The 25,620-nt window shown below is 41.3% G+C and carries 39 protein-coding genes; 6 read left to right on the top strand and 33 right to left on the bottom strand.

What is annotated here, in order from left to right; translation table 11 throughout:
• Positions 1–47: 47 nt before the first annotated feature.
• Together BMW98_RS08050 and BMW98_RS08045 are read left to right on the top strand one after the other, a co-directional pair.
• Positions 48–707, top strand: a complete 660-nt coding sequence (locus BMW98_RS08050) for a GDSL-type esterase/lipase family protein (RefSeq protein ID WP_090257986.1) — start codon at positions 48–50, stop codon at positions 705–707.
• Between the two features lie 193 nt (positions 708–900).
• Positions 901–1,416: a DUF1036 domain-containing protein gene (locus BMW98_RS08045; RefSeq protein ID WP_090257985.1), complete on the top strand. Its 516-nt coding sequence runs from the start codon at positions 901–903 to the stop codon at positions 1,414–1,416.
• A 41-nt stretch (positions 1,417–1,457) separates the two neighbouring features.
• Here the strand turns inward: BMW98_RS08045 and BMW98_RS08040 are convergent, their stop codons facing one another.
• The 3 genes from BMW98_RS08040 to BMW98_RS08030 are packed head-to-tail and all read right to left on the bottom strand — an operon-like array spanning position 1,458 to position 4,906.
• Positions 1,458–2,228 (bottom strand): ABC transporter substrate-binding protein, encoded by a 771-nt coding sequence (locus tag BMW98_RS08040; protein WP_090257984.1) that lies wholly within the window; start codon positions 2,226–2,228, stop codon positions 1,458–1,460.
• On the bottom strand, positions 2,228–3,298 hold the full coding sequence (locus BMW98_RS08035; protein WP_090257983.1) for a M42 family metallopeptidase: 1,071 nt from the start codon (positions 3,296–3,298) through the stop codon (positions 2,228–2,230). The genes BMW98_RS08040 and BMW98_RS08035 overlap by 1 nt, the downstream gene beginning before the upstream one ends.
• Positions 3,299–3,319: 21 nt before the next feature.
• The gene (locus BMW98_RS08030) at positions 3,320–4,906 is read right to left on the bottom strand and encodes an acyl-CoA carboxylase subunit beta (protein WP_090257982.1); all 1,587 of its coding nucleotides are present in this window, start codon (positions 4,904–4,906) and stop codon (positions 3,320–3,322) included.
• Between the two features lie 139 nt (positions 4,907–5,045).
• Between BMW98_RS08030 and BMW98_RS08025 the strand changes: the two genes are divergently transcribed.
• Positions 5,046–5,987 carry a Ppx/GppA phosphatase family protein gene (locus tag BMW98_RS08025; RefSeq protein ID WP_090257981.1) on the top strand — a complete coding sequence of 314 codons (942 nt, stop codon included), beginning with the start codon at positions 5,046–5,048 and terminating at the stop codon, positions 5,985–5,987.
• Between the two features lie 8 nt (positions 5,988–5,995).
• Positions 5,996–7,075 (top strand): Ldh family oxidoreductase, encoded by a 1,080-nt coding sequence (locus BMW98_RS08020; RefSeq protein WP_090257980.1) that lies wholly within the window; start codon positions 5,996–5,998, stop codon positions 7,073–7,075.
• Here the strand turns inward: BMW98_RS08020 and BMW98_RS08015 are convergent.
• The 4 genes from BMW98_RS08015 to carA form a co-directional block, all read right to left on the bottom strand.
• Complete coding sequence (locus BMW98_RS08015) at positions 7,065–7,619, bottom strand: hypothetical protein (protein ID WP_245733514.1); 555 nt, start codon at positions 7,617–7,619, stop codon at positions 7,065–7,067. The two genes, BMW98_RS08020 and BMW98_RS08015, sit on opposite strands and share 11 nt — an antisense overlap.
• Positions 7,620–7,668: 49 nt before the next feature.
• A complete protein-coding gene (locus BMW98_RS08010; protein ID WP_090257979.1) occupies positions 7,669–7,968 on the bottom strand; it encodes an FtsB family cell division protein in 300 nt (99 codons plus the stop codon).
• Positions 7,969–8,263: 295 nt separating this feature from the next.
• Positions 8,264–9,553 carry a phosphopyruvate hydratase gene (gene eno, locus BMW98_RS08005; RefSeq protein ID WP_090257978.1) on the bottom strand — a complete coding sequence of 430 codons (1,290 nt, stop codon included), beginning with the start codon at positions 9,551–9,553 and terminating at the stop codon, positions 8,264–8,266.
• A gap of 13 nt (positions 9,554–9,566) precedes the next feature.
• Positions 9,567–10,676, bottom strand: coding sequence for a glutamine-hydrolyzing carbamoyl-phosphate synthase small subunit (gene carA, locus BMW98_RS08000; protein ID WP_090257977.1), 1,110 nt, complete (start codon positions 10,674–10,676; stop codon positions 9,567–9,569).
• 385 nt (positions 10,677–11,061) lie between these two features.
• Here carA and tcmP point away from each other — a divergent pair, with 385 nt between their 5' ends.
• Together tcmP and BMW98_RS07985 are read left to right on the top strand one after the other, a co-directional pair.
• Positions 11,062–12,057 (top strand): three-Cys-motif partner protein TcmP, encoded by a 996-nt coding sequence (gene tcmP, locus BMW98_RS07990; RefSeq protein ID WP_090257975.1) that lies wholly within the window; start codon positions 11,062–11,064, stop codon positions 12,055–12,057.
• A gap of 2 nt (positions 12,058–12,059) precedes the next feature.
• A complete protein-coding gene (locus BMW98_RS07985; RefSeq protein ID WP_245733513.1) occupies positions 12,060–12,779 on the top strand; it encodes a DUF5131 family protein in 720 nt (239 codons plus the stop codon).
• 58 nt (positions 12,780–12,837) lie between these two features.
• Here the strand turns inward: BMW98_RS07985 and rplQ are convergent, their stop codons facing one another.
• The 26 genes from rplQ to rplB form a co-directional block, all read right to left on the bottom strand.
• Positions 12,838–13,422, bottom strand: a complete 585-nt coding sequence (gene rplQ / locus BMW98_RS07980) for a 50S ribosomal protein L17 (protein WP_090257973.1) — start codon at positions 13,420–13,422, stop codon at positions 12,838–12,840.
• 3 nt (positions 13,423–13,425) lie between these two features.
• The gene (locus BMW98_RS07975) at positions 13,426–14,415 is read right to left on the bottom strand and encodes a DNA-directed RNA polymerase subunit alpha (protein ID WP_090257972.1); all 990 of its coding nucleotides are present in this window, start codon (positions 14,413–14,415) and stop codon (positions 13,426–13,428) included.
• 35 nt (positions 14,416–14,450) lie between these two features.
• Positions 14,451–15,056, bottom strand: coding sequence for a 30S ribosomal protein S4 (gene rpsD / locus BMW98_RS07970; RefSeq protein ID WP_090257971.1), 606 nt, complete (start codon positions 15,054–15,056; stop codon positions 14,451–14,453).
• 18 nt (positions 15,057–15,074) lie between these two features.
• Positions 15,075–15,467: a 30S ribosomal protein S11 gene (gene rpsK, locus BMW98_RS07965; RefSeq protein WP_090257970.1), complete on the bottom strand. Its 393-nt coding sequence runs from the start codon at positions 15,465–15,467 to the stop codon at positions 15,075–15,077.
• A 36-nt stretch (positions 15,468–15,503) separates the two neighbouring features.
• Positions 15,504–15,881, bottom strand: coding sequence for a 30S ribosomal protein S13 (gene rpsM / locus BMW98_RS07960; RefSeq protein WP_090257969.1), 378 nt, complete (start codon positions 15,879–15,881; stop codon positions 15,504–15,506).
• A gap of 2 nt (positions 15,882–15,883) precedes the next feature.
• Complete coding sequence (gene ykgO / locus BMW98_RS07955) at positions 15,884–16,000, bottom strand: type B 50S ribosomal protein L36 (protein WP_084375668.1); 117 nt, start codon at positions 15,998–16,000, stop codon at positions 15,884–15,886.
• A gap of 6 nt (positions 16,001–16,006) precedes the next feature.
• Entirely contained in the window at positions 16,007–16,225 is a 219-nt protein-coding gene (gene infA, locus BMW98_RS07950) for a translation initiation factor IF-1 (RefSeq protein ID WP_090257968.1), read from the bottom strand.
• 1 nt (position 16,226) lies between these two features.
• Entirely contained in the window at positions 16,227–17,000 is a 774-nt protein-coding gene (map, locus tag BMW98_RS07945) for a type I methionyl aminopeptidase (protein WP_090257967.1), read from the bottom strand.
• A gap of 1 nt (position 17,001) precedes the next feature.
• Positions 17,002–18,330 carry a preprotein translocase subunit SecY gene (gene secY, locus BMW98_RS07940; protein ID WP_090257966.1) on the bottom strand — a complete coding sequence of 443 codons (1,329 nt, stop codon included), beginning with the start codon at positions 18,328–18,330 and terminating at the stop codon, positions 17,002–17,004.
• A gap of 4 nt (positions 18,331–18,334) precedes the next feature.
• On the bottom strand, positions 18,335–18,781 hold the full coding sequence (gene rplO, locus BMW98_RS07935) for a 50S ribosomal protein L15 (protein ID WP_090257965.1): 447 nt from the start codon (positions 18,779–18,781) through the stop codon (positions 18,335–18,337).
• A 1-nt stretch (position 18,782) separates the two neighbouring features.
• A complete protein-coding gene (gene rpmD / locus BMW98_RS07930) occupies positions 18,783–18,962 on the bottom strand; it encodes a 50S ribosomal protein L30 (RefSeq protein WP_090257964.1) in 180 nt (59 codons plus the stop codon).
• Positions 18,963–18,966: 4 nt separating this feature from the next.
• On the bottom strand, positions 18,967–19,485 hold the full coding sequence (rpsE, locus tag BMW98_RS07925) for a 30S ribosomal protein S5 (protein WP_090257963.1): 519 nt from the start codon (positions 19,483–19,485) through the stop codon (positions 18,967–18,969).
• A gap of 5 nt (positions 19,486–19,490) precedes the next feature.
• Entirely contained in the window at positions 19,491–19,835 is a 345-nt protein-coding gene (gene rplR, locus BMW98_RS07920) for a 50S ribosomal protein L18 (protein ID WP_090257962.1), read from the bottom strand.
• Between the two features lie 7 nt (positions 19,836–19,842).
• A complete protein-coding gene (gene rplF, locus BMW98_RS07915) occupies positions 19,843–20,394 on the bottom strand; it encodes a 50S ribosomal protein L6 (protein WP_090257961.1) in 552 nt (183 codons plus the stop codon).
• Between the two features lie 11 nt (positions 20,395–20,405).
• The gene (gene rpsH, locus BMW98_RS07910) at positions 20,406–20,801 is read right to left on the bottom strand and encodes a 30S ribosomal protein S8 (RefSeq protein ID WP_090257960.1); all 396 of its coding nucleotides are present in this window, start codon (positions 20,799–20,801) and stop codon (positions 20,406–20,408) included.
• A gap of 145 nt (positions 20,802–20,946) precedes the next feature.
• A complete protein-coding gene (gene rpsN, locus BMW98_RS07905) occupies positions 20,947–21,216 on the bottom strand; it encodes a 30S ribosomal protein S14 (protein ID WP_090257959.1) in 270 nt (89 codons plus the stop codon).
• A 6-nt stretch (positions 21,217–21,222) separates the two neighbouring features.
• Positions 21,223–21,777 (bottom strand): 50S ribosomal protein L5, encoded by a 555-nt coding sequence (rplE, locus tag BMW98_RS07900; protein ID WP_090257958.1) that lies wholly within the window; start codon positions 21,775–21,777, stop codon positions 21,223–21,225.
• Entirely contained in the window at positions 21,770–22,117 is a 348-nt protein-coding gene (rplX, locus tag BMW98_RS07895) for a 50S ribosomal protein L24 (RefSeq protein ID WP_090257957.1), read from the bottom strand. Before rplX ends, rplE begins: the two co-directional genes overlap by 8 nt.
• A gap of 1 nt (position 22,118) precedes the next feature.
• A complete protein-coding gene (gene rplN, locus BMW98_RS07890) occupies positions 22,119–22,487 on the bottom strand; it encodes a 50S ribosomal protein L14 (RefSeq protein ID WP_090257956.1) in 369 nt (122 codons plus the stop codon).
• A gap of 2 nt (positions 22,488–22,489) precedes the next feature.
• Positions 22,490–22,747 carry a 30S ribosomal protein S17 gene (rpsQ, locus tag BMW98_RS07885; protein ID WP_090257955.1) on the bottom strand — a complete coding sequence of 86 codons (258 nt, stop codon included), beginning with the start codon at positions 22,745–22,747 and terminating at the stop codon, positions 22,490–22,492.
• A 7-nt stretch (positions 22,748–22,754) separates the two neighbouring features.
• Entirely contained in the window at positions 22,755–22,949 is a 195-nt protein-coding gene (gene rpmC, locus BMW98_RS07880) for a 50S ribosomal protein L29 (RefSeq protein WP_090257954.1), read from the bottom strand.
• A gap of 2 nt (positions 22,950–22,951) precedes the next feature.
• Positions 22,952–23,371 carry a 50S ribosomal protein L16 gene (rplP, locus tag BMW98_RS07875; RefSeq protein WP_090257953.1) on the bottom strand — a complete coding sequence of 140 codons (420 nt, stop codon included), beginning with the start codon at positions 23,369–23,371 and terminating at the stop codon, positions 22,952–22,954.
• Between the two features lie 26 nt (positions 23,372–23,397).
• Entirely contained in the window at positions 23,398–24,111 is a 714-nt protein-coding gene (gene rpsC, locus BMW98_RS07870) for a 30S ribosomal protein S3 (protein ID WP_090257952.1), read from the bottom strand.
• A 3-nt stretch (positions 24,112–24,114) separates the two neighbouring features.
• Positions 24,115–24,513: a 50S ribosomal protein L22 gene (rplV, locus tag BMW98_RS07865; protein WP_090257951.1), complete on the bottom strand. Its 399-nt coding sequence runs from the start codon at positions 24,511–24,513 to the stop codon at positions 24,115–24,117.
• 2 nt (positions 24,514–24,515) lie between these two features.
• Complete coding sequence (rpsS, locus tag BMW98_RS07860; protein ID WP_090257950.1) at positions 24,516–24,791, bottom strand: 30S ribosomal protein S19; 276 nt, start codon at positions 24,789–24,791, stop codon at positions 24,516–24,518.
• A 3-nt stretch (positions 24,792–24,794) separates the two neighbouring features.
• Positions 24,795–25,616: a 50S ribosomal protein L2 gene (gene rplB / locus BMW98_RS07855; protein ID WP_090257949.1), complete on the bottom strand. Its 822-nt coding sequence runs from the start codon at positions 25,614–25,616 to the stop codon at positions 24,795–24,797.
• Positions 25,617–25,620: the final 4 nt, after the last annotated feature.

Below are 25,620 nucleotides of genomic sequence, written 5' to 3'. Positions count from 1 at the left end.
ACAAAAAAACGGTTTTATAAAAACCTGCTTTCCCTTACTTTACAAGTATGAAACGCATTATAATTTTTTCAACACTATTGGTGGCCTTGGTTAGCACACATGCCTTCGCCCAAGACCCCGCCCGATTTGCCGAAGAGGTAAAGAAATTCGAAAACGCTGCAGCCAATTACCCTGAAGCAAATAGAATTGTATTTACCGGTAGCTCTAGCATTAGACTTTGGGTCGACTTTAAAAGTTACTTCCCAAACCACAATGTGATTAACACCGGTTTTGGTGGATCAGAAACTTCGGACCTACTTCATTACAAAGACCTTTTGATTTCGCAATTCAAGCCAAAGCAGGTGTTTATTTATGAAGGCGACAATGATATTAACTCGGGAAAAGCCCCTAACGCAGTAATTGGAGATATAGCGGTACTGGTTACTCAACTACTAGACGAAGGTGTTGAGAGCATAGTACTTATTTCCGCCAAACCGAGCATTGCCCGCTGGGAGCTAAAAGAAACCTATGAGGAGTTTAACGAAAAGCTGGCTAAGCTTTCCATGATAATTCCTAACGTATATTATGCCGATACTTGGTCTACCATGATGCTGAATGATGGCACCTTGCAGCAAGACATCTTTTTAGAAGATGACCTGCACATGAATAAAAAAGGTTACGACTTGTGGATAGATGAAATAAGACCACTCCTTATTCAAGAAAAGTAACCCTAAACGAACGGAAACATCAAAGCCTCTAGATCCAATCTAGGGGCTTTTTTCGTTTGTAATTACCTATCGATCAAGGCCTCACCTTTAGCAACCCTTGAATCGAGCATATTGTATTCAAAAAACTTTTTATGAATATATGTTGAAAATTACATATTAATTATTCACCTTTGAAACGTAGTAACCTAAATATATGAAGACCTTAGCCCTATACATACTTGTGTTAGGTGCGGGCCTAGTAACAGCTTTGACCTCTTCTAGCACTGAGGAAAACACGAGCCACTACGCCCAATTGCCTACCATAGCACTAGGTACTCCAAGTGAAATTAGCACCGCTAGCATTGAGGTAGAACCAATTGGTCATGCAAAAGAATCTCTTCGATACAAAAAGCAGTACCACATTTACTACGAAAACCGTTCGACAGAAGCCATTGAAGTAGCCATAAGGTACAAGGCATACAATGGTGAGTGGAACACCACCGGCTTACTCACCCTAAGCCCTGGCGAAAAAAAGTTAATGGGTCTTTCTGACCAGAAAACTTACTACTCCTATGCTGAAACCAAGCGAAGATGGAAAAAGAAAACTTGGCGCGGAGCACACAAATTTGCGCTTACGGAAGATTCGGCCAATAAAAAGGCTTTTAAGAAACAAGAAATTTGGGAGTGTTACGACTCACGAATGTGTAATACATTCGCGGTGTTTAAGTAACGTTTAGACTGAGGGGGTCTGCTGGGGACCTCCTTTCCTTTTCACATCAAAGTCTGGAAGTATGTCGTGGCTAATCTTAACCTGCTTCCATACCAGCTAAACATTTCACCATCCACAAGTTTAACCTCGCTATTCGGTGTAATCGCTTGTAGTACCTTCAGGTGTTTTTCCTTGAATGGATAAGGCTCTGAAGAAAGAAAGATCAAATCGGGCTTTAGGGCCTGAATCTCCTCTACGGTAAGTGCTGGATAACGACTTTCTGATGCCGCATTCACCAACCCGCATGCCTTCAGCATTTCATCTATAAAGGTTTGTGACCCCGCGGCCATATATGGTTTTTGCCAAATAAGATAAAGCACACGCTTACCCGTGTTTTTTAACTCAAGCTTTGAAAAACCGCCTTTCACATCTGCAATCAGCTGCTCTACCCTATCTTGAAGACCAGTTATTTCACCGACTCCACGCATCATCTCAAATGCATCGGCTAGCGTATAAATATCGCTCATCCAAACCGGGTACGACTGTGCCAATTGCTCAATCCCCTCCCGTTCGTTTTCCTCTTTGTTACCAATAATTAAATCGGGCTTGAGCGCATCAATTTGGTCAAAGCGATAGTTTTTGGTACCACCAACAATAGTCTTTGTTTTGCGCCAATCCCTAGGGTGAATACAGAATTTGGTTACACCAACCACACGATCTCCTAGGCCTAAATCGTAAAGCAGTTCTGTCTGTGAGGGTACTAACGAAACGATGCGCTGAGGTAACTCTGGTACCCCAACGCTTCGTCCCATTTGGTCTCGCACAAGCGACATTATTTTAGGTAACTAAAATCGTGACCGCTCTTTAATTGTACTAAGAATTCGTACATCAGGTTAATTACTTCCTCTATATCTTTTTGGTGGGCAGTTTCAACCGTTGTGTGCATATATTTTAGCGGCAGTGATATCAATGCAGAAGGTACACCCTCATTGGAGTATGCAAAAGCATCGGTATCGGTACCTGTTGATCTAGACGATGCAAATCGCTGGAATGGAATTTCCTTGTCTTCCGCCACGCCAATCACCATATCGAGCAAGTTGTTGTGTACCGCAGGACCATATGCTAGCACAGGCCCACTACCACATTTCTGATCTCCCTGCTTTTTCTTGTCGTACATTGGCGACTGCGTATCGTGGCAAACGTCCGTAATAATCGCCACATCAGGCTTAATTCTGGCTGCAATCATTTCCGCACCGCGCAAACCAATTTCCTCTTGTACAGCATTCACAACGTAAAGGCCAAAAGGCAATTCAACCTTGTTTTCCTTGAGTCTTCTAGCCACCTCAGCTATCATAAAACCACCAATGCGGTTATCTAGGGCTCTGCCACAAAGGAATTTATCATTTAGCTTGAATAGCTCGTCTTCAAAAGTGATTACCGTACCCACATGGATTCCCATTTCGAGTACCTCCTCTTTGCTTTCCGCTCCAACATCGATAAAGATATTTTCAAGAGTTGGCGATTCTTCCTTGGCCTTATCCCTTACGTGAATGGCCGGCCAACCGAACACACCTTTAACCACACCTTTAGCACCATGCAAATTCACGCGCTTGGAAGGGGCAATTTGATGATCGGAACCACCATTACGCACTACGTAGATGTAACCATTATCACTAATGTAGTTCACAAACCAAGCAATCTCATCGGCATGCGCCTCAATCACAACTTTGTAAGGAGCATCAGGGTTAATAACACCAACTGCTGTTCCGTAATTATCTGTAAAATAGCTATCCGTGAACGGCTTAATATAGTCTAGCCAAATCTGCTGCCCAGAACTTTCGAAGCCCGTTGGAGAAGCATTATTCAAATATTTAAATAGAAATTCTTCGCTTGTCTTATTCATATTCAACCTTTTCAATTCCACTTAAAGCGGAATATTTCCATGTTTCTTTTTCGGTAAAGTATCTACCTTGTTTTCTAGCATTCCGAATGCCCTGATTAGTTTTTTGCGCGTATCATGTGGCTCAATTACCTCATCAACATACCCTCTTCTGGCTGCATTATAAGGGTTGGCAAACTTGGCCGTATATTCATCAATTTTCTCCTGTAGTTTAGCCTCAGGGTCGTCCGCAGCGGCAATTTCTTTTCTGAAGATAATTTCCGCAGCTCCCTTTGCACCCATCACAGCAATTTCGGCCATTGGCCACGCGTAATTCATATCTGCACCAATGTGCTTCGAGTTCATCACATCGTAAGCCCCTCCGTATGCCTTGCGGGTAATCACCGTAATTCTCGGCACCGTAGCCTCGGAGAATGCGTAAAGTAGCTTAGCCCCGTTGGTTATAATACCGTTCCACTCTTGGTCTGTACCTGGCAAGAAGCCCGGCACATCTTCCAACACCAACAAAGGAATATTGAAACAGTCGCAGAAACGCACAAAACGTGCGCCTTTATTACTGGCATCAATATCTAACACCCCAGCTAAAGAAGCCGGCTGATTGCCCACAATACCAATGCTTTTTCCGCCCAATCTGGCAAAACCAACAATTATATTATCTGCAAAGTTCTTGTGCACTTCAAAGAAAGAATCACCATCAACCAAGTTGTTGATTACCTCGCGCATATCGTAAGGCTGGTTCGGGTTATCAGGAATAATATGGTCAAGCGCTGGTCTTAACTCTTCAGTAGCATCATAATCGTAAGCAGAAGGCTTGTCTTCACAGTTTTGAGGGATATAGCTCAGCAACTTCTTAATGTCTTTTAGGCATTGCACCTCATTAGGCGATGCAAAATGTGTTACCCCACTTTTGGTACTGTGCGTGCTTGCACCGCCCAGTTCTTCGGAAGTCACATCTTCTTGTGTTACGGTTTTCACCACGTTTGGCCCTGTAACGAACATGTAACTGGTGTTTTCAACCATAAAAATAAAGTCAGTAATGGCCGGAGAGTACACCGCTCCGCCAGCACATGGCCCCATAATGGCAGAAATCTGAGGGATCATTCCTGAGGCGCGTGTATTCCGGTAGAAAATGTCGGCATAACCGCCAAGTGAAACCACGCCCTCTTGAATACGGGCACCACCAGAGTCATTGAGCCCAATAATCGGAGCGCCATTCTTCATGGCCAAATCCATCAGTTTGCAAATTTTCTCGGCATGAGTTTCGGAAAGTGAACCTCCAAAAACAGTGAAATCTTGAGAGTAAACGTAGATCAATCGGCCGTTAACTGTACCGTAACCCGTAACCACGCCATCGCCCAAATACACTTCTTTGTCAAGACCAAAATCGGTCGCTCTGTGCTCTACAAACTTCCCAATTTCTTCGAAAGAACCTTTATCCAAGAGCAAATCTATTCGCTCTCGGGCTGTTAGTTTTCCTTTTTTGTGCTGCGATGCAATTCGCTTTTCACCACCGCCTTTTTCTGCCAAAGCATTCTTCTCGTTTAGGAGTTCATACTTCTCTTTCTTACTCAGCAGTTTTGGGTTAGAATTTGGTTTGGAATTTGTTGCCATAGGTAATAAAGTTGTGGCTCAAAGATATAGAGAACCCTTTAAAAATGAATTCTGAGCCGATTTATTTATAGGCTTTGACCTTAGTTTATTCGCAAAGAACAACTATATTCGGCCAGCCTAAAAAAGAGAGAGTTAGTGCATGCGCAGGGCCGTTATTGACTTAGGAACGAATACTTTTCACCTCTTCATCGTTGAAATCAACGACAAGTCACTCACGTCTTTATACAGAGAAAAAATAGCGGTAAAAATTGGGCAAAACGGCATTAGCAAAGGTCGAATTGCCAAAGACGCCATTAAGCGCGCACTCCATACCCTTAAAGTTTTCAAAACCGTAATTGACCAGTTTGGTGTTACCGAAGTTTGTGGAGTTGCCACAAGTGCCATTCGCAATGCGAAAAACGGCCAAGAATTGATCGATGAAATCAAATCAACTACAGGAATTCCCATTGATATTATTTCTGGAGATCGCGAAGCTGAATTGATTTTTAAAGGCGTACGTGCCGCCATGGATATGGGCAACACCAACCACTTGGCAATGGATATTGGCGGTGGTAGCGTAGAGTTCATAATCGGCAACCAGCAGGATATTCTGTGGAAACAAAGTTTTGAAATTGGTGCGCAGCGCTTGCTTGATAAATTTCACAAGCACGACCCAATGCCAAAGGAAAGTGTGGATGATATGTTCACTTTCTTCAAAGCGGAGTTAAGCGAATTACTTGAAGCCATAACAAAACATCAACCCGAAGCCATAGTTGGTTGCTCTGGCACTTTCGATACGCTTTGCGAAATTTACAGAAAGGAGCAGGAAATTGAGGAGAAAGGAAATGGCACAACTTACAACCTGCCGATCAAACACTATCGTGACATTCATCGAGAGCTGTTAATCAAGAACAAAGCTCAGCGCCTTGAGATTCCGGGCATGGTAAGCATGCGTGTGGATATGATCGTAGTGGCTTCTTGTCTGATCTCTTTTGTTACGGAATATCTTCCTGTTGATGAAATCATTGCTTCATCTTATGCGTTGAAGGAAGGACTTCTATATGAAAAAGAGCGAAAACCAATCGCTCAAGAATTATCTTAGCAATCCATATGTCTACATATTCATACCAATCACTTTACAATTTCGCTTTGTCGGTTTTTGAAAAAATGGGATGCCCTACCGAAGAAGCTGAAACCGCTACCAAAACCTTACTTTCGGCCGACCTCAGAGGAGTTGACTCACATGGCGTGGCCAGACTTAGCGGATATGTACGACTGTGGGAGAAAGGCAGAATCAACGCCACTCCTAACATAAAAGTAACTTACGAGACTCCCAGCACTGCCGTAGTTGATGGTGATGCAGGTCTTGGGCTTGTGGTGGCACCTTACGCCATGAAAGTGGCCATGGAGAAAGCCAAAGTGGCCGGCACCGGCTGGGTGGCTGTTCGTAACTCTAACCATTATGGTATTGCAGGCTACCATGCCATGCAGGCATTAAAAGAAGACATGATTGGCATGTCTATGACCAATGCAAGTCCTTTGGTTGCACCTACATTCTCGAAAGAAAGACTGCTTGGCACCAACCCAATTGCAGTGGCTATTCCGGCAGATAAAGAGCCTCCGTATGTAGGCGACTTTGCTACTACAACAGCCGCAAACGGCAAGCTTGAAATTCTACAAAGAAAGGGTGAAGACGCACCTAACGGATGGATTCAGAACAAAGAAGGTGAACCTACCAATAATGCCTATGGTGTAAAAGAAGGCGGTGCTTTGAGACCATTGGGCGGAGACCGAACTAACGGCAGCCACAAAGGCTATATACTCGGCTCGATGGTAGACATTTTTTCAGCAGTGCTTTCTGGCGCTAACTATGGTCCTTGGGCACCACCATTTGTAAGCTTTATGGATCCGGCCAAAGACCCAGTTGGTGAAGGTTTAGGGCACTTTTTTGGAGCCATGCGGGTAGATGCCTTCCGCCCTGCAGATGAGTTTAAGGCACATATGGACAAATGGATTCAGCGCTTTAGAAACTCTGAACCAGTAGATTCAAGTACACCAGTACAAATACCAGGCGACCAAGAACGCTACTTTGAGGCAGAACGCACCAACAACGGCATACCTTTGCTAACACCAGTTGTTAACGATCTAAAAGCTGTTGGGGAAAAGTTTGGGGTTGAACTTAAAGGGTAAAACCAGCCCTTAACACCCAAGCGCTAGAATAAGGCGACTTGTAATCATCGTAAAGCAGGTTGTAGAGCACAAAGAAACTTATTCCGCCTCTTTTGAATGCGGGTTGAAAAATACCGCCACCAATGTAGAAACCTGGCACCCACTCTCGGGCAAAGTCACCTGAGCCATTCATAAGTGGCACTTCATTATTCAGCGATTCAAACTCTGAGTGGAAATAGAAGTTTTCGAACACTCTATAACGTAGAAAAGTACGGCCACCATAAACGCTGTTTTCTACTTTGTAATTGTTGCTATACTTTCTGGAGAAGTACATATATGTGGCACCCGCTCCAACCGAAAAATCGGGCGTTACCATATAGCCCATTAAAGGCGAAACTTCAATATAAGTTACTGTACCAAAGCTTAAGGATAGGTTGCCACCAAAATAGGTTTTGTCCCAAAAAGTTAATCCATCATCTTCTTCAGGCTCTTCGTAATAGATTTGTGCATTGGCCAATTGAACCGTAGCCAATAGTAAAAGTGCGCTAATTAAGAGTTTCTTCATGCCTTGATAACGAAAAAGTCCTCGAATGAGGACTAAATATTTTAAGTTTTTAATCTTCAGAAACCACTATGAAGAGATCTTCGGACGATTTCTTCATAAGGTACTTTTCGCGAGCGAATTTTTCCAGTAGCACCTGGTTGGTCGTAAGCTCTTCCCTATCCTGTAGCACTTCTTGCTTCTTTTCTATGTAATACTGTTTTTGACTCTCTAGGCTACTCTTTTTCTGCTTAAGACTAATTTGTGAAACAAAGTCGTTGGAGTCCACAAAGAGCATCCAGAACAGAAAAAATGACCCAAACAGGAAGTAGTAGTTCTTTACGAATTTAGGCAGCTTGGCGAAAGGCTTCATATGTTAAAGATACGCAGTTTTCTATGACTTTGTCAATAGCGTGAAGTCAGGTGCGTGAAGCATAATGCTTGGTGACAGTCTAAAGACCGAAGACAGAAGATCGAAGTTAGATTGATTCACCCTTTAGGGTTGGGGGTAAATTAGACCGAAGACTGAAAACTAGTGGATTGGTCACCAGTCAATTGTCATTGGTAGATGCAAACTTAAATGACAAATGACCATTGACTATGACTATTAACGAAAAAAGCCTCCCCAAAATGAGAAGGCTTCTAATCTAATATCTATGTACTATATACTAATATGCTTTTCTGAAATCTTTTCCAGGGAATTTAGCCACCTCAGCCAATTCTTCTTCAATACGAAGTAATTGGTTGTACTTAGCCATTCTATCCGATCTAGAGGCAGAACCAGTCTTGATCTGACCTGTGTTCAATGCTACTGCCAAGTCAGCAATAGTATTGTCTTCAGTTTCGCCAGAACGGTGCGACATAACAGCTGTGTAACCGTTTCTGTTAGCCAAGCTTACCGCTTCGATGGTTTCTGTTAAAGTACCAATTTGGTTTACTTTGATAAGGATTGAGTTAGCGATGCCATTATCAATTCCTCGCTGAAGTCTGGTCACATTCGTTACGAACAAATCGTCACCAACCAACTGAACTTTATCACCAATTTTATCGGTCAAAGCTTTCCAGCCTTCCCAGTCATCTTCGAACATACCGTCCTCGATAGACACAATTGGGTACTTTTCGCTTAGAGAAGCCAAGTAATCGGCCATCTCTACTGGCGTAAGTTTTTTACCGGTAGAATCTTTGAAGTAATATACCTTCTCGTCTTCCAAGTAGAATTCTGAAGAAGCAACGTCAAGTGCGTAAACAATATCCTCACCTACTTTGTAACCAGCGTTTTCAACAGCAGTTGAAATCACCTCTAGTGCTTCATCGTCAGAACCAAGGTTTGGTGCGAAACCACCTTCATCACCTACGTTGGTAGCCAAGCCTTTTTCCGAAAGTACCTTCTTAAGGTTATGGAATATCTCAGCACCCATTCTAATCGCCTCAGAGAAAGAAGATGCACCAACTGGCATAATCATAAACTCTTGGAAGTCGATGCTATTATCTGCATGAGAACCACCGTTTATGATGTTCATCATCGGCACAGGAAGCGTGTTAGCGTTAACACCACCTACATATCTGTACAAAGGAATTCCAAGTTCTGCTGCTGCAGCTTTGGCTACGGCCAAAGAAACACCCAAAATAGCGTTTGCACCCAGCTTGCTTTTGTTCTCGGTGCCGTCAGCTTCGATCATGATTTTGTCGATCAAGTTCTGCTCGAATACAGAAAAACCGATCAACTCAGCTGCCAATACATCGTTTACGTTTTCTACCGCTTTGGTAACGCCTTTTCCAAGGTAAGTACCCTTATCTCCATCGCGCAATTCTACTGCTTCGTGCGCACCTGTAGATGCACCAGAAGGAACTGCCGCACGGCCTAACACACCGTTTTCGGTGATTACATCAACCTCTACGGTTGGGTTACCTCTTGAGTCAAGTATTTGTCTGGCGTGAATGCTTTCTATTAAGCTCATGATCTGTTGTTATTTAAGATTTAAAAAGGTTCAAAAATTGATCGAACAAATAACGTGAATCGTGAGGTCCCGGTGAAGACTCTGGGTGATATTGTACGGAAAACGTTTTCTGTCCCTTTACTTGCAGCCCAGCGCATGTTTGGTCGTTCAGATTGATGTGCGTAAGCTCTACCACATCAGAGTTTTCTACGTCTTCTCTGCTCACAGCAAAACCGTGGTTTTGAGAAGTAACTTCACTCTTGCCACTTACTAGGTTTTTAACCGGGTGGTTCAAGCCTCTGTGGCCATTGTGCATTTTGAAGGTGCCAATTCCACAAGCCAAAGCAATAATTTGGTGACCTAAGCAAATACCAAATGATGGTTTTCCGCTGGCCATAATATCTTTTGCAGTGTTAATAGCATACTCCATAGCCGATGGGTCACCAGGACCATTAGACAAGAAGTAACCATGAGGTTGCCATTCTTCCATTTCAGCGAAAGAAGTTTTGGCGTTGAATACTTTTAGGTAGGCACCGCGGCTAGCCAAGTGCTTCAAAATACTGGTTTTTACACCAAGGTCTAGCACTGCTACTTTATACTCAGCATTCTCATCTCCTACAAAGTATGGCTCTTTTGTACTTACAAAAGATGAAAGCTCTAGTCCATTCATTGATGGTACTTCAGCCAATTTCTCTTGCAGTTGCTCATCTGTTAAATCTTCAGAAGAAATAATGGCATTCATAGCCCCTTTATTTCTGATCTCGCGTACCAAAAGGCGCGTGTCCAGCTCTGAAATTCCAACAATATTATGCTTTTCTAAATACTCTTGTAGTGAGCTATCTCCAGTAGGTCTACTAAAATCGTTAGAGAAGGTATTAACAACCAAGCCCCTGATTTTTGGTGCATCAGATTCTTGTTCAGAATCTAACACTCCGTAGTTACCAATATGCGAGGTAGTGTTCACTACAATTTGGCCGTAGTAAGAAGGATCTGTATAGATCTCCTGATACCCCGTCATTCCTGTGTTAAAGCAGATTTCTCCGCCTACTGTACCGATTTTTCCGATGGCAATTCCTTCGTAACGCGACCCGTCTTCCAGGTATAGGACTGCCTTTGTTTGAGTTTGCTCTTGATTATGCGACATATTCTGATTGGCGTGCGATTTTTCGCATCGTGCAAAAATAATGAGTAAAGCTTGTAAGCCAAAGGAAGGCACGAGATTAAGTGAGGAAAGATGGCGGGAAGAGGGAAGTCGGAAGACGGATGACCGAAGATGGAAGATGGAAGATGGAAGTAAGGATAAAGACAAAAGTTGAAAGCACCTAATGTCTGACGCACCCTAACATGGCAGAGAATCTCCTATTCAGAAGTTTTGGTTATATTTCTTGTTAAAAGAACACACATGGGATATAAGGATTTACATGAAACTCCTTTTGGAGAAAGTACAATTGTAAAGCTTAATTTTTTTGAAGATTATACTCAGGCTTGGCTACCTACATGGATAATGACCCCTAAGATCACCGAAGTTCATATTTTCGATTTTTTTCGCAGGAACCGGCTACGACAAACGTGGTATCCCTGGTAGTCCCATAAGAATATTATATAAAATACAAGAACACCTGGACATTCTTACTAGCAATGGTTGCCATGTGACAATTCATCTTAACGAATTCGAACCCAATAACAGGAACCAAAGTAAGTTCAAGCTCCTAAAACAATCCTGTCAAACGTTCATCGAGGAAAAAACACAACTAAAACAAAAAATAACAATTGAGTATTACAATGAAGACTTTGAAATACTATTTCCGAAACTACTTCCTTTAATTGACCAAGTTCCCGCCTTAGTTTTTCTAGATCAAAATGGGATTAAATTCTTATCTGCAAAATACTTTTTAGAGCTTGAGAAAACTAGGCAAACGGACTTTCTATACTTTGTTTCTTCCTCATACATATGGAGATTCGGAGAGAGACGTGAGTTTAAACTCCACTTAGACATTGACATGGCACAAATCAGAAAAAAACAATACCATAAAATCCATAGGTCAATTACGGAGCAAATAAGGAACAAGCTACCTGCGGATTCTAGGTTAAAACTCTATCCATTCTCGTTAAAAAAGGGAGCCAATATACACGGAATAATATTTGGGGCTACACACCCTCGAGCCGTTGATAAGTTTCTTAGTATTGCATGGAAAACCAATGAGGTAAACGGTGATGCTAATTTTGACATTGATGATGAAGCCTCAAAATGTCAATTGAATATGTTTGAAACACCAAAACCAAGCAAAATAGCCGCTTTTCAAATGGAGCTAGAAAAACAAATACTATCAGGAAGTATAACGAATAATTTAGAAGCTCTAAACTTTACATTCGAGAATGGCCATATACCCAAGCATGCCAGAGACTGTGTAACTAGGTTAAAAAAATTTGGTAAAATAGACTATAATGACAAAACACCATGTATCAGTTACAACTTGGTATATAAGGAGCAAAAGTTAGTCCCTTACTCGTTATTAAAAAGATAAAGATGTCAAAAATTGAATGGACAGAACTTACATGGAACCCAACTACTGGTTGTACAAAAATATCTCAGGGGTGTAAGTTTTGTTATGCAGAAATAATGTCTAAAAGACTACAGTCTATGGGCATTGACAAATACAAAGACAACTTCAAAGTACGAACCCACGAATCCGCATTGGATACGCCTTATAAATGGAAGAAATCTAAAATGGTATTCGTGAATTCTATGAGTGATTTATTTCACAATGATGTACCATTAGAATTTATCCAAAGAGTTTTTAAGGTAATGCGGGATAACCCTCAGCATGTTTTTCAAATACTCACCAAAAGAGCTGAAAGACTACTAGAACTAGACCCTCATCTTAAGTGGTCTCACAATATATGGATGGGGGTTTCAGTAGAAGACAACCGAGTTGAAGACAGGATAGACTTTTTAAGAAAGACTTCTGCTCGTACAAAATTCCTGTCGTTAGAGCCTCTAATTGGTCCTTTACCAAATCTAAATTTAGAATTAATTGACTGGGTAATAGTTGGAGGAGAAAGCGGACATAAACCGCGCCCAATGAATCCGGAATGGGTTATTGATATTCAAGAACAATGTCAAGCTAAGGACGTGGCATTCTTCTTCAAACAATGGGGAGGTAAAAACAAAAAGAAGGCCGGTCGTATATTAAATGGCCAAACATATGACGAAATGCCAGAAATAGAACTCCAGCGCAGCATATAAAAAAGCCCAAGCTTTCGCTTGGGCTTTCATTCGTGTTTTATAAAAAACTACTCTTTGCTTATTTCTTGTCTTCAGCTTCTTCAGATGCATCGTCAGCCTTAGCCTCTGGTGCTTCTTCTGTAGCTTCAGCAGCAGGAGCTTCTTCCACTACTTCAGCTTCCTCTACTACTGGTGCTTCTGCAACAGCAGCTTCTGGCTTAGCTTCAGTAGCTTTTTTAGCGCTACCTCTTCTGCTTCTTCTAGACTTCTTAGCTGTAGATTTCTCTTCGCCACCTAACAATAGCTCGTTGTAGTCTACCAACTCGATGATACACATATCAGCATTGTCACCTAAACGGTTACCTGTTTTGATAATTCTTGTGTATCCACCTGGTCTTTGTGCTACTTTTTCAGCCACTTCATTGAAGAGTGTAGTCACAGACTCCTTGTCTTGCAAGTAAGAGAATACAATCCTTCTTGAGTGAGTAGAATCTTCCTTAGCTCTAGTGATCAAAGGTTCCACATATTTTCTCAATGCTTTGGCTTTGGCCACCGTAGTGGTAATTCTCTTATGCTGAATCAAAGAAGAAGCCATGTTAGAAAGCATCGCTTTTCTGTGAGATGCTGTTCTGCCTAAGTGATTAAATTTCTTCCCGTGTCTCATTTCTTACTCTTCATCTAATTTATACTTCGCTAAATCCATACCGAAGGTTAGGTTTTTATCAGCTACCAATTGCTCTAGCTCGGCTAGTGACTTTTTACCGAAGTTTCTGAACTTCATCATGTCAGAAATTTCAAGTCTTACAAGGTCGCCCAAGGTTCTAACATCTGCAGCCTTCAAGCAGTTGTAAGCTCTCACTGAAAGATCTAGATCGTTCAATGATGTTTTCAACAACTTGCGCATGTGCAGCATTTCTTCGTCTACCTGCTCTGGCTCATCCAACGCTCCGGTTTCTAAGATCATGTTCTGATCTGAGAATAGCATGAAGTGCTGAATTAGAATATGAGCAGCTCCTTGCAAGGCCTTTTCAGGGTGGATAGAACCATCCGTTTTGATATCAAGAACCAACATTTCGTAGTCAGTCTTTTGCTCTACACGGGTGTTTTCCACACTGTACTTTACGTTTTTGATTGGCGTAAAGATGGCATCGATCGGAATAAAGCCGAACACTTGCTCAGATGGTTTGTTTTCTTCTGCTGGCAAGTAACCACGACCTTTTTCTACGGTCAATTCGATTTCGAATCGAACGCCTTTGTCTAGGTTACAAACCAAATCTTCAGGGTTCAGAATTTCGAACGCGCTAGTGAATTTTCCAATGTCACCAGCAGTGAACTTGTTCTGACCTTCGATTACTACATTGATCTTATTATCTACAGTGTCAGAGATTTTCTTGAATCTTACTTTTTTCAGGTTAAGAATAATCTCAGACACATCCTCCACAACACCTTCTATAGTCGAGAATTCGTGCAATACGCTAGGTATTTTAATACCCGTAATTGCGTAGCCTTCCAAAGAAGACAGGAGAATTCTCCTCAATGCATTACCAATAGTAACCCCGTATCCTTTTTCTAACGGCTTGAACGTAAACAGACCGTGAAAATCGTCTGCCTTCTCCATCACCACTTTCTCCGGGATTTGAAATGCGAGTATTGACATATACTTTAAAGTTTAAAAGGTTCTTATTAAATAGATTATTTAGAGTAGAGCTCGACAATAAGCTGTTCCTTGATGTTTTCAGGAATATCTTCTCTAAGTGGCACATTTACCATGTTACCAGTCATGTCAGACTTATTCCACTCTAACCAAGGGTACTTCTGTACGCTATTGCCTGCTAAGCTATCACTGATAGCCTCTAAAGACTTAGACTTCTCTCTTACACCCACAACATCGCCTGGCTGTACGTGAAACGATGGTACGTTCACGATTTCGCCATTAACAACAATGTGTTTGTGAGAAACCAATTGTCTTGCTGCTCTTCTCGTAGGAGCAATTCCTAGTCTGTAAACTACGTTGTCCAATCTAGCTTCCAAAAGCTGTAGAAGGATTTCACCAGTTACACCAGATTTACTAGATGCTTTATCGAATAGGTTAGCAAACTGCTTTTCTAAAACACCATAAGTGTATTTAGCTTTTTGCTTTTCCATTAGCTGGATAGCATATTCAGATTGCTTTCTTCTACGTCCTCTACCGTGTTGGCCTGGAGGATACGCTTTTTTCTGTAATGCTTTGCTATGACCAAAAATTGGTTCGTTAAAACGTCTTGCAATTTTTGCCTTAGGGCCTCTATATCTTGCCATTGCTAATTACTTTCTAAATTAAACTCTTCTTCTCTTTGGTGGACGACAACCGTTGTGTGGTAGTGGAGTAACATCTTTAATAAGGGTTACTTCAATTCCAACGTTTTGGATTGTTCTGATAGCAGATTCTCTACCAGCACCAGGACCTTTAACAAATACCTCAACTTTTCTCAAGCCTAATTCGTAGGCTTTTTGAGCACAATCTTGAGCGGCCATTTGAGCAGCATATGGGGTGTTCTTTTTAGAACCTTTAAAGCCCATTTTTCCTGCTGACGCCCATGTAATTACCTGCCCTTGTTGGTTAGTCAAAGAGATGATAATGTTATTGAAAGACGCTTTAATGTGCGCCTGTCCAAGAGCATCAACTTGTACTACTCTTTTCTTAGCTTTATCTTTTCTTTTCTGAGCCATCTTAAAATATCTTTTTCGGCATTAAAAACTTACCAATTACTTAGTTGCTTTCTTCTTGTTAGCAACAGTTTTTCTCTTACCTTTTCGTGTTCTAGAGTTATTCTTAGTATGCTGACCACGAACAGGTAGGCCTTTTCTGTGTCTCAAACCTCGGTAACAACCGATGTCCATTAAACGCTTGATGCTCAACTGAATTTCTGATTTAAGAACACCTTCAATCTTAAACTCTTCGCTGATGATGTTTCTTACTGTCTTCTGCTGCTCATCGTCTAGATCACCAATTTTGGTATTTACATCAATACCTGCTTTTGTCAGAATATAAGTGGCTGTGCTTTTTCCGATACCAAAAATATAGGTTAAGCCAATCTCTGCTCTCTTGTGATCTGGAATATCAACTCCTGAAATTCTTGCCATAATTACCCTTGTCTTTGTTTGAATCTAGGATTCTTCTTGTTAATCACGTACAACTTTCCGTTTCTGCGGATTATCTTACAATCGGCACTACGCTTCTTGATAGACGCTTTTACTTTCATGTTTCGTTATTTATACCTGTAAGTAATTCTTCCTTTTGTTAAATCATATGGTGACATCTCCAACTTTACACGGTCGCCCGGTAAAATTTTGATGTAGTGCATTCTCATTTTACCTGAGATGTGTGCCAAAACGATGTGGCCATTCTCAAGTTCAACTCTGAATGTAGCATTCGGCAACGCTTCTACAATTGTGCCGTCTTGTTCTATCGATCCTTGTTTCGCCATATTAAAAATTTACAACTTCCTCTATATACTTATGAGTTGTCAAAATTTCTGTTCTGTCTTTGAAGATTGCCACGGTGTGCTCAAAGTGAGCTGAAGGCTTACGGTCTTTGGTTCTGATGGTCCAACCATCACGTTCTTGTACAATGTTTCTCGTTCCTAAGTTCACCATTGGTTCAATGGCTATCACGAGACCTTCCTGTAGTTTAGGACCTCTGCCTCTTTTACCATAGTTTGGAACTTCAGGAGACTCGTGTAAGTCGCGGCCTAAACCGTGCCCTACCAGCTCTCTCACTACGGTGTATCCTCTATCCTCTACATACTTTTGTATGGCAAAGGCTAAGTCACCGATTCTGTTACCAAACTTGGCTTCTTCAATACCTACATACAACGACTCTTTCGTTGCTTTAAGAAGTGATAATGTCTCTTGTGGAACGTCTCCTACGGGGTAAGTATAAGCGCTATCGCTATGAAAACCTTGGTAGTAGACTCCACAATCTATAGAGATTATATCACCGTCTTTTAATTCATAATCACTCGGAAAACCGTGAACGACCACTTCGTTCGTAGAAATACAGAGTGTTGCTGGGAAACCACCATAACCTTTGAAAGATCCTGTGGCGCCATGATCTCGGATGAATTCTTCCGCGATCTTATCCAGCTCTTTTGTTTTTATCCCTGGCCTAACGTGTTTGGCCACTTCACCGTGAGTTTTGCCCAAAATTAGGGCACTCTCACGTATTTTTTGAATTTCTTCTTCTGTTTTGTACTTGATCATATTACGAGGCAACAGCTACATTCTGAGATCTTCCTCTCATCTTGCCAGACTTCATCATTCCCTCATAATGTCTCATAAGTAAATAACTCTCGATCTGCTGCAACGTATCTAAAATCACACCTACCATAATTAGCAAAGAAGTACCACCGTAGAAGTAAGCGAACTGGTCGCCAACACCTGCGTTTCTTGCGAACACTGGCAATACAGCAATAATTGCTAAGAAGATAGAACCCGGAAGTGTAATTCTGTCAATTACCCCACCAATAAATTCAGAAGTTGGTTTACCAGGCTTAATACCCGGAATGAATCCACCGTTTCTCTTTAAGTCATCAGCCATGCTAGACGGGTTAACCGTAATAGCAGTGTAGAAGAATGTGAAAGCGATGATCAATACAGCAAACACAATGTTGTAAACTGCCGAGTAAGGGCTGCTAAACACATTGGTTACGCCATACCAGAATTCGCTATCTTCTGCCCAAATATTACCAATCAAAGTTGGCAATACCATCAATGCCTGAGCAAAGATGATTGGCATAACACCAGCTGAATTAACTTTTAATGGAATAAATTGTCGCTGACCACCGTATACTTTACCGCCAACTACTTGCTTAGCGTATTGTACTGGGATTCTTCTAGTAGCTTGTACCAATGCAACGGTAACTACTACTACAAAGAACAAAGCAACAATTTCAACTACCGAGAACAATGCTCTATTGATACCGTTGGTTACGAAGAACTCATTAATAGCTGCAGGTGGCAACGATGAAATGATTCCGATCATAATCAACATAGAGATACCATTTCCAATACCCTTATCGGTAATTTTCTCTCCTAACCACATACAGAACATTGTTCCTGAGGTAAGTAGAATCATTGAAGAAATGGTGAAGAATGTAGGATCGATGTTTGGTGAAATAGCCTCAGCTGGAATAGTTACTTTTAAATAACCAATCGACTGTGCTAGTGTTACCAAAATAGTCAATACTCTAGTGATTTGAGTAAGCTTTTTACGGCCTGATTCCCCCTCTTTTTGCATCTTTTGGAAGCTTGGCACTGCCACTGTCATCAGCTGAATCACAATGGATGCAGAGATGTAAGGCATAATACCTAAACCAAAAATAGATGCTCTACTGAAAGACCCTCCAAGCATGGCATTCAAAATACCAAATATACCACTATCCATATCGGATAGCTGTGTTGGGTCAACTCCAGGTAGTACAACAAATGAGCCTAAACGAAAAATCACTAAGAATCCCAGCGTAGCCAGGATTCTATTTCTAAGCTCTTCTATTGAAAAAATGTTCTTTATGGTAGTTATGAATTTCTTCATAAGATTAAAGCGTTGTAACGGTTCCTCCTTGTTTCTCTATGGCTGCAGCGGCAGTCGCAGAAAATTTGTGAGCCGTAACGTCAACCTTAGTTTTTAATTCTCCTCTGCCCAAAACTTTGATCAAGTCGCTCTTAGCAGCCAAACCATGCTCTACCAAAGTATCGATAGTGATTGCTTCAACTTTAGCAGACTCTGCTAGTTGTTGCAATGTATCAAGGTTGATTGCTTTGTACTCAACTCTGTTAGGGTTTGTGAAACCAAATTTAGGCACACGTCTCTGCAATGGCATCTGACCGCCTTCAAAACCAGACTTTCTTGAGTAACCTGATCTTGATTTAGCTCCTTTATGTCCTCTTGTAGAAGTTCCACCTTTACCAGATCCCTGGCCTCTACCAATTCTCTTTTTGTTTTTGGTTGAACCTTCTGCAGGTTGTAATGTATTTAGTTTCATCTTATGCTTCCTTTACAGATACTAGGTGACTAACTTTATTGATCATGCCAGCAATCTGTGGAGTTAATTCAACTTCTACAGTTCTGTTGATCTTACCTAAACCTAAAGCCTGGATAGTCCTTTTTTGGTTTTCCGGCTTCTTGATCGTGCTTTTAACTTGCGTGATAAATACCTTACCCATCTTCTTATCCGTTAAAAACTGTTTCTAATTCAACACCTCTTTGCTGTGCTACAGTGTAAGGGTCTCTCATTTTCAACAACGCATCGAAAGTTGCCTTTACTACGTTGTGAGGGTTTGAAGAACCTTTAGACTTAGCTAACACGTTGTGAATACCTGCACTTTCGAAAACTGCACGCATTGCACCACCTGCAATTACTCCAGTACCTTCAGAAGCCGGCTTAACAAGAACCAAACCTCCTCCGTACTTTCCTAATGTTTCGTGAGGAACGGTACCTTTCAACAAAGGAACTTTTACCAAGTTCTTCTTTGCATCATCGATTCCTTTTGTGATAGCATCGGTAACCTCGTTTGCTTTTCCAAGCCCGTAGCCTACAACACCATTTCCGTCTCCTACTACTACGATAGCTGAAAAGCTGAATCTTCTACCACCTTTTACAACTTTGGCAACACGCTTAATTGCAACTACCTTTTCGGTAAGTTCAATATCGCTTGCTTTTATTGATCTACTTAATTTTTGGCTCATCTCGATTAAAATTTAAGTCCACCTTCTCTGGCTCCGTCTGCCAAAGCTTTTACTTTACCGTGGTAGATATAACCGTTTCTATCAAATACTACACTTGAAATACCGCTAGCAACTGCTTTCTCTGCTAACTTCTTTCCTACTTCTTTAGAAAGTTCTACAGAAGTATTCTTTTCTGCACCAAGTTCGGCAGAAGAAGCTGATACAAGTGTGTGACCTTTTTCGTCATCAATAATTTGAGCATAGATTTTAGTATTGCTCTTGAATACAGAAATTCTAGGCCTTTCAGCAGTACCAGAAATCTTGTTTCTGATACCTCTCTTAATTCTTAGTCTACTTTTAGTTAAAGCCATGTCTCAATTATTTAGCAGCAGTTTTACCAGCTTTTCTTCTAATTTGCTCACCAACAAAGCGAACACCTTTACCTTTGTATGGCTCAATTTTTCTAAGTGATCTTAGTTTAGCAGCTACCTGCCCGATCAACTCTTTATCTGAGCTCTCCAATGTTACAATTGGGTTCTTACCTTTTTCCATTTTGGCAGAAGCAGCAACCTCTGCAGGAACTTGAAGGTAAATATTGTGAGAGTAACCTAAGTTAAGCTCCAACACATTGTTAGTAACTGCAGCCTTATAACCTACACCAACTAACTCCAACTCTTTAGTGTAACCTTTGCTTACACCTTCCACCATGTTGTTGATAAGTGAACGGTATAATCCGTGCAAAGCCTTATGTCTTTTCTGCTCAGTAGGTCTTTTAACCACAACCTGAGCGTCTTCAACTTCTACAATCATGTCAGGATTAACCTCCTGAGTCAACTCGCCTTTAGGGCCTTTTACTGTAACCACGCTATTAGCTACTGAAACAGTAACTCCCTGAGGGATTTCGATAGGTTTATTACCAATTCGTGACATTTCCTATTCTTTTAATAAACGTGACACAATACTTCTCCACCGATATGAAGCGATCTTGCTTCCTTATCAGTCATAATTCCTCTAGAGGTAGAAATGATGGCAATACCCAAACCATTAATAACTCTAGGAAGGTTTTCAGCACCTGCATACTTTCTCAAACCTGGCTTAGAAATACGCTTAAGGTTTTCGATTGCAGGAAGCTTAGTACCTGGTTGGTACTTCAAAGCAATTTTGATATTGCCCTGAGGTCCGTTCTGTTCGAACTTGTAATTAAGGATGTAGCCTTTTTCGTGCAGCACCCTTGTGATCTCCTTCTTCACATTTGAAGCAGGAATATCAACGATACGATGATTCGCCTTAATGGCGTTTCGTAATCTTGTTAAATAATCTGCTATTGGATCAGTCATAATTTTTTATTTTCTGCCTTTCGGCAGTGCTTACTCTAGCGATATCTCCTAGTTATAAGCGATTAGTATAAACATTAAAATACCTTCCGGCCGAAACCGGCCTGCAAAGGTATTAAATATTTTCTTTTATTAAAAGAAAAAGAAATTACCAGCTCGCTTTAGTAACACCAGGGATCTTACCAGCTGATGCCATTTCTCTAAATGTTACCCTTGAGATACCAAATTTTCTCATGTAACCTTTAGGACGACCAGTTAACTTACAACGGTTATGCAAACGAACCGGAGAAGAGTTTCTTGGAAGTTTATCCAATGCCACGTAATCTCCTTCAGCCTTAAGCTGAGCTCTTTTCTCGGCATAACGAGCTACAAGTTTTTGTCTTTTTCTTTCTCTTGCTTTTACTGCTTCTCTTGCCATTGTGATTTATTTTTTACCAGAAGCGAAAGGCATACCCATCGCTTTTAGCAATTCATAACTTTCTTCATCAGTGTTGGCAGTAGTCACAAACGTGATGTCCATACCAGTAATTTTGTTCACCTTATCGATAGAAATCTCAGGGAAGATGATCTGCTCCTTAACACCTAGTGTGTAGTTACCACGACCATCAAAGCCTTTGTCTTTCACACCTCTAAAGTCTCTTACACGAGGTAGCGCGATGTTCAACAAACGATCGATGAATTCGTACATTCTGTCACCTCTAAGGGTTACTCTTGCACCAATTGGCATACCTTCTCTCAACTTAAAGTTTGAGATAGAGTTTTTAGCGATAGTTTGAACTGCCTTCTGACCAGTAATGGTAGTTAACTCTTCAACCCCAACATCAATCAATTTCTTGTCGGCTACAGCAGCACCAATACCTTTGTTCACTACAACTTTAGTGATTTTAGGCACTTGCATAACTGAAGTATACTCGAACTTCTCCTTAAGTGCAGGAGATACCTCATTAAGGTATTTATCTTTTAATCTTGGATTAGCCATTTTTAATTACCTCCCCAGATTTTTTAGCGTAACGAACTAATTTTCCATTTTCATCAGCCTTACGACCGATGCGAGTAGCCTCACCGTTTGAAGGATCTACAACCATAAGGTTAGAAAGGTGCACTGAAGCTTCAGTTTTCTCGATTCCACCTTGTGGGTTAGCTGCAGAAGGTTTGATGTGCTTAGAAACCACATTAACGCCCTCAACGATAGCTCTATATTTTGAAGGGAACACTTCCAATACTTTTCCGGTTTTACCTTTTGAGTTACCAGAAAGCACCTTAACAGTGTCGCCTTTGCGCACGTGAAGTTTTGCCACTTTGTTTTCTTTTGCTTTCATTTTACAATACTTCTGGAGCCAATGAAACAATCTTCATGAATTGCTTTTCACGCAATTCTCTAGCCACAGGTCCGAACATACGAGTACCTCTTGGCTCATCGTTCTGGTTCAGCAATACTGCTGCATTATCTTCAAACCTGATGTAAGAACCGTCCTTTCTACGAACTTCTTTCTTTGTTCTTACAATTACTGCTTTTGATACAGTACCTTTTTTCAGGTTACTAGAAGAATGAGCAGACTTCACAGAGACCACAATTTTGTCGCCTACGGTAGCGTACTTTTTCTTAGTACCCCCCAACACGCGGATAACCAAAACTTCTTTGGCTCCACTGTTGTCAGCAACGTTCAATCTACTTTCTTGTCTGATCATGATTACTTAGCTCTTTCAATAATTTCTACTAATCTCCAGCGCTTATTCTTACTCAGCGGACGAGTCTCCATGATTTTAACAGTATCACCGATACCGCAATCATTTTTTTCGTCATGAGCCGCAAATTTGGTAGTTTTCTTAATAAACTTACCATAAATCGGGTGCTTCTCTTTACGCTCAACCTGCACAGTAATGGACTTATCCATTTTGTTGCTGGTCACCACACCGATTCTCTCTTTTCTAAGATTTCTGGTCTCCATGCGATTCTTATTTTGCAAGTTCCTTTGCTCTCAATTCAGTTTTCAATCGAGCAAGCGTTTTCTTTGCTTGCTTAATTTTCATTGGATTTTCAATCGGAGAAATTGCATGAGCGAAATTAAGCTTTTGAAGGCCATCAGACTCAGTTTTAATTTTCTCTTGAAGCTCCTCAACAGTGAGCGCTTTGATTTCTGAATTTTTCATAACTATCCAACGTAATCTCTACGTACAACAAATTTTGTTGATATCGGAAGCTTCTGAGCAGCAAGTCTCAAGGCTTCTTTAGCCAACTCAACATTTACACCGGCAGATTCAAATAGAATAGTACCAGGCTTTACTACAGCTACCCAGTATGAAGGAGCACCTTTACCTTTACCCATCCTTACTTCGGCTGGCTTAGAGGTAATTGGCTTGTCTGGAAAAATTCTAATCCAAACTTGACCTTCTCTTTTCATAGCTCTTGTCATCGCAATACGAGCTGCCTCAATTTGGCGGCTGGTAATCCAACCTGGCTCTAGCGATTTTATACCAAATGTTCCGAAGGATAAAGTGTGACCGCGTTGTGCAACGCCTTTCACACGACCCTTCTGCATTTTTCTAAATTTCGTTCTTTTTGGCTGTAACATCTTCTCTTCTTTTTAAAGGTGAAAACTTACTTCTTTCTTCTGTTTGGTCTACGGCCACCTCTGCCTCCGCCACCCATTTGGTTGGAAGCACCTACGTTAGGAGAAAGGTCTCTTTTACCATAAACCTCACCTTTGAAGATCCAAACTTTGATTCCGATTTTACCATACACCGTGTCTGCTTCAGAAATAGCATAATCGATGTCGGCTCTTAATGTATGCAAAGGAATTCTTCCTTCTTTATACATTTCGGTACGTGCCATTTCAGCACCACCCAAACGACCTGAACACTTGATCTTGATCCCTTGAGCACCTACTCTAACAGCCGATGCAATGGCTTGCTTCATGGCTCTTCTGTAAGAAATTCTTGCCTGAAGCTGTTGTGCTATAGATTCACCTACAAGTTTAGCATCCAATTCTGGGCGCTTAATTTCAAAGATGTTGATTTGAACATCTTTGCCTGTAAGCTTCTTCAATTCTTCCTTAATACGGTCTACTTCTTGACCACCTTTACCGATTACAACACCTGGTCTGGCAGTGTGCACAGTAATAGTGATTCTTTTGATCGTACGCTCGATAATTACTTTAGAGATTCCGCCTTTAGGAATACGTGCGCTGATGTATTTTCTGATTTCCTGATCCTCTACCAATTTGTTAGAGAAATCTTTTCCACCGTACCAGCTAGAGTCCCAGCCTCTTACGATTCCTAATCTTAGACCTACAGGGTTTACCTTCTGTCCCATGTCTTAATTATCTTTTTCGTTTGATTCTACTTCAGTTTCGTCAGCGGTAACAGCAGCCTGATTCTTAGCATCAACTACTAGTGTTACATGATTCGATCTTTTTCTGATACGGTGAGCTCTACCCTGAGGAGCAGGTCTCAAACGTTTCAGCATTCTGCCACCGTCTACACGGATCTCTTTGATGAAAAGGTCAGCATCTTCCAAACGAGCATCTTCGTTTTTCGCTTGCCAGTTAGAGATTGCAGATAACAAAAGTTTCTCAAGTCTCGCTGCACCTTCTTTAGGCTCGAACTTCAAAATGTTCAGGGCCGTGTTCACTTTCTCACCTCTGATCAAGTCTGCAACCATGCGCATTTTACGAGGAGAAGTAGGAACGTTATTTAATTTAGCTACTGCTTCCATGATTATCTCTTCTTATCCTTTTTAGCAATGTGACCTCTAAAGTTTCTTGTAGGTGCGAATTCACCTAGTTTGTGGCCCACCATGTTCTCTGTTACAAAAACAGGGATAAACTTGTTACCGTTGTGCACGGCAAAGGTGTGGCCTACAAAGTCTGGAGAAATCATTGACCTTCTTGACCAGGTCTTGATTACTGATTTCTTACCTGACTCATTCATGGCATCTACCTTATTCTCAAGTCTGAAATCAATGTATGGTCCTTTCTTTAATGAACGTGCCATGTCTTATTTCTTTTTACCGATGATTAGTCTGTTAGAATACTTCTTAGGTGTTCTGGTCTTTTGCCCTTTAGCGTACAAACCGTTTCTAGATCTTGGGTGACCTCCTGAAGATCTACCCTCACCACCACCCATTGGGTGATCAACTGGGTTCATAGCTACACCTCTTACTCTTGGTCTTCTTCCTAACCAGCGTTTTCTACCGGCCTTACCAAGTTTTACGTTCATGTGCTCAGCGTTACCAACAGAGCCAACGGTAGCCATACATGTAACTAACACGTTTCTCATTTCTCCTGAAGGAAGTTTTACCGTAGCATACTTACCATCACGAGCAACTAACTGAACATAAGATCCTGCGCTTCTTGCCATAGCTGCTCCTTTTCCAGGTTGCAATTCCACGTTGTGGATGATTGTACCCAAAGGAATTTTCGACAAAGGCAGTGCATTACCCACTTCAGGAGCTACAGACTCACCAGAAATTACTTGCTGGCCAACCTTGATTCCTTCTGGAGCAATGATGTATCTTTTTTCACCATCAGCGTAGAACAAAAGTGCTACTCTTGCTGAGCGGGTGGGATCGTACTCTACAGACTTCACAGTAGCAGGAACATCGAATTTCTCACGCTTGAAGTCTACGATTCTAATTTTCTTCTTGTGACCACCACCAATGTAGCGCATGGTCATTTTACCTGTATTGTTACGACCGCCAGATCTCTTTGCAGGAACTAAAAGTGACTTTTCCGGAGTTGATGAAGTCAAATCCGCGAAGTCAGGAGCTAGTCTGTTCCTGGTACCTGGAGTCATTGGTCTAAGTTTCTTAACGCCCATTTTT

It is taken from the genome of Roseivirga pacifica (assembly GCF_900111145.1).
Taxonomy (GTDB): Bacteria; Bacteroidota; Bacteroidia; order Cytophagales; family Cyclobacteriaceae; genus Roseivirga; species Roseivirga pacifica.
The sequence above is the reverse complement of the archived record's forward strand: the minus strand, read 5'-3'. Positions and strand labels throughout refer to the sequence as shown.